Here is a 2593-nt window from a genome sequence, read left to right as displayed (position 1 = left end):
ATACGGTCCATTTTGAGGCAAATAAACCCATTGGTAAAGTTATGGATTTAGATAGGGGATATTAAACCAGATGTTTTAAAAAAAACGTAAACAGAAGGGGGAAAAAGTTCGTTGCAACGGCGGTGGGGCATGCCCCATGGGGATTAGGGGTGGCAGAGTATTTTTACAATCTCTATGAATACGAAGATGGTATGAGAGAATATGAGGAATTCGATGGTGGTCAGTATCATGAGATGCCTTGTAAAGTTGATTACAGTACCAAGGCGCAAGTGAAAGCTTGGATATACGGTGGTGATTTGCCAAGAAGCGTATTGAGTTGCGAAGCGTTGATAGACGAGGTGAATAGGGAAATCAAAAAACGTACAGTGAAAGCAGTGAAAACTTATGATGATATAGACAGTGAACTAGAGAAAGCACTTTATATTCAATTAGGTAGGTATCAAAATGAAAAAAATTGAAAAAAATAAAAAACACGTATTGACTTTAAAGAAAAGGTCGTTTATTAAGGTTGGCAAGTGCTTAACAAACACTATAGCGAATAGCGGATAAATCACGATAAGGTTTCTCCCATTTCTTAAAATACTGACTTTCTTTTATGCTATCTCTAGCATATAACGATTTTGTCGGGTGTGGTCACATCATACAATACTCTTTATGAGAAAAGTGTGACGACGGACTATTCGCCGTGTTTGTTAGCGCCCGACGCCCTTATAGGGCTGTCAATAACAGACAATTTAAACGAATAGGTGTCAGCATGAAAGCTACAGTTACAAATCAAGAAACTTCTCCAAAATATGAACTTACTAATGAAAACCGCGTTGTTAACGGTGTGACTTTACACCGCATTAAAGCTTTAAGAGATTTTGATGATGTTAAGGCGGGGGATTTAGGTGGCTTTATTAAAGATGAGAGTGATCTGTCTCATAAAGGCAATTGCTGGGTTTATGATGATGCTATGGTTATCCAAGCAAGCGTTTCCGAAAATGCCAAAATACGCAATAATGCTTGTGTTGTGAATTATGCAAAAGTTTATGGTAATGCTGTGATTAGTGATAAGGCATGGGTTTTGAGTGATAAGGCACATGTTTATGACAATGCAGTCATTAATGGCAATGCAAAAATTGGTGGCTATGTTTTTGGCAATGCCGTTGTGAGTGATAATGCCGTTATTACTGAAGGGGCTCTTATTTACGATAATGCCCGTGTATATGAAAATGCTCATGTGAGTGGGCTTGTGTTTAATGATGCCCATGTCTACGGTAAATCACGCCTTGCTGCGTGGTCAAAAGCTTATGGCAATGCTCATGTTTTTGATAAAGCTATAGTTTATGATGGTAGCAATATTTATGACAATGCCAAGGTTTTTGGCTCGGCGCGTGTTGGTCCTTTTGCAAAAATTCATGATAATGCTCATGTGAGTGGAAAAGCACAAATTTGCCAATTTACAACGATTTATGGCAATGCTGTGCTTAAAGAAAATAAGAAATTTTCTGAAGATGTCTGTGGTCTTGATCAGGATATAAATAAAGCAGCTTAAATAACGGCGCGGGCGCGGCGGGGGCGCCTCCTTATAACCATTTCATTTAAAAATTTGTTTGAATATTAGATTAGGGAGCTACCTATGACCACTAAAACTGTATCTAAAAAATATGAAATTATAGACGAAATAAAAAAAGTTTACGATGCAGAAACCCGTCAACCTAGATACTTTTATCGCATACGCGCATTAAGGGATTTCGATGATGTCAAGGCTGGTGACCTTGGTGGTTTTATTGAGAAGGAAGATAACCTCTCTCATGATGGGAATTGCTGGGTGTATGATGATGCTATTGCAGCATATGATGCTGTCGTTAGTGAAAATGCTAAAATACGTAATGAAGCCGTTATTGCTCAAAATGCTAAAGTTTATGGTAACGTTGTAGTGAGTGATAAAGCCAAGGTTTATGGTCGTGATACCCATGTTTATGGCAATGCTAAGATTTTTGATAATGCTAGTATTAGTGGTACCATGTGGTTTCGTGGCAAGGGGTGGGTTTATGGCAAGTGTGTGGTTAATGGCAATGCCAAGGTTTATGATCATGCTAAGGTTTGTGGTCAAGTTTGTGATAATGCCGTGGTTTATGGAAAAGCTTTTATTAGTATAGAGGCAAAAATTTATGACAATGCCAAGGTTTGGCATAGTGCTTATGTGAAGGGCTTTGTTTATGGCAATGCAAAAGTATCAGGGTCTTCTTGCGTATACGAAGGTTCTCATATTTTTGATCATGCTAGGGTTTATGGTAAAGCGCTTGTCTACAAAAATGTCAAGATTTATGGCAATGCCCGTGTTTATGAGAATGCTCGTATTTATGAAAAAGCAGAAATTTATGATGATGCGTGTGTTTCTAATAGGTCTATTATTGAAGAGGGTGTAAAAATCTCTGGCAACGCTGTAATTAATGGCAAGCAAAAGATTTGTGATGATACTGATGGTAGTGAACAAAGCACAAACAAAGCAGCGTAAATAAAATAACGGGGCGGGGGGCTGCTTTATAGCAAAAAAGCCGCGTCCTTTAAGACACGGCTTTTGTTTGCAACTGGAAACTTATACATT

3 protein-coding genes are annotated in these 2593 nt (G+C 38.3%); all 3 read left to right on the top strand.

The window, feature by feature from the left end; genetic code table 11:
* The first annotated feature begins 122 nt into the window (after positions 1–122).
* The 3 genes from ACFINH_RS09440 to ACFINH_RS09430 all read left to right on the top strand — a co-directional run bounded on the left by ACFINH_RS09440 (position 123) and on the right by ACFINH_RS09430 (position 2503).
* Positions 123–458 carry a hypothetical protein gene (locus tag ACFINH_RS09440; RefSeq protein WP_375632890.1) on the top strand — a complete coding sequence of 112 codons (336 nt, stop codon included), beginning with the start codon at positions 123–125 and terminating at the stop codon, positions 456–458.
* 296 nt (positions 459–754) lie between these two features.
* The gene (locus tag ACFINH_RS09435) at positions 755–1537 is read left to right on the top strand and encodes a hypothetical protein (protein ID WP_375632888.1); all 783 of its coding nucleotides are present in this window, start codon (positions 755–757) and stop codon (positions 1535–1537) included.
* Positions 1538–1621: 84 nt separating this feature from the next.
* Positions 1622–2503 (top strand): hypothetical protein, encoded by an 882-nt coding sequence (locus ACFINH_RS09430; protein ID WP_375632886.1) that lies wholly within the window; start codon positions 1622–1624, stop codon positions 2501–2503.
* Positions 2504–2593 lie beyond the last annotated feature (90 nt).

The organism is Bartonella sp. AA74HLJMH (assembly GCF_042197045.1).
Lineage (GTDB): Bacteria > Pseudomonadota > Alphaproteobacteria > Rhizobiales > Rhizobiaceae > Bartonella.
The sequence above is the reverse complement of the archived record's forward strand: the minus strand, read 5'-3'. Positions and strand labels throughout refer to the sequence as shown.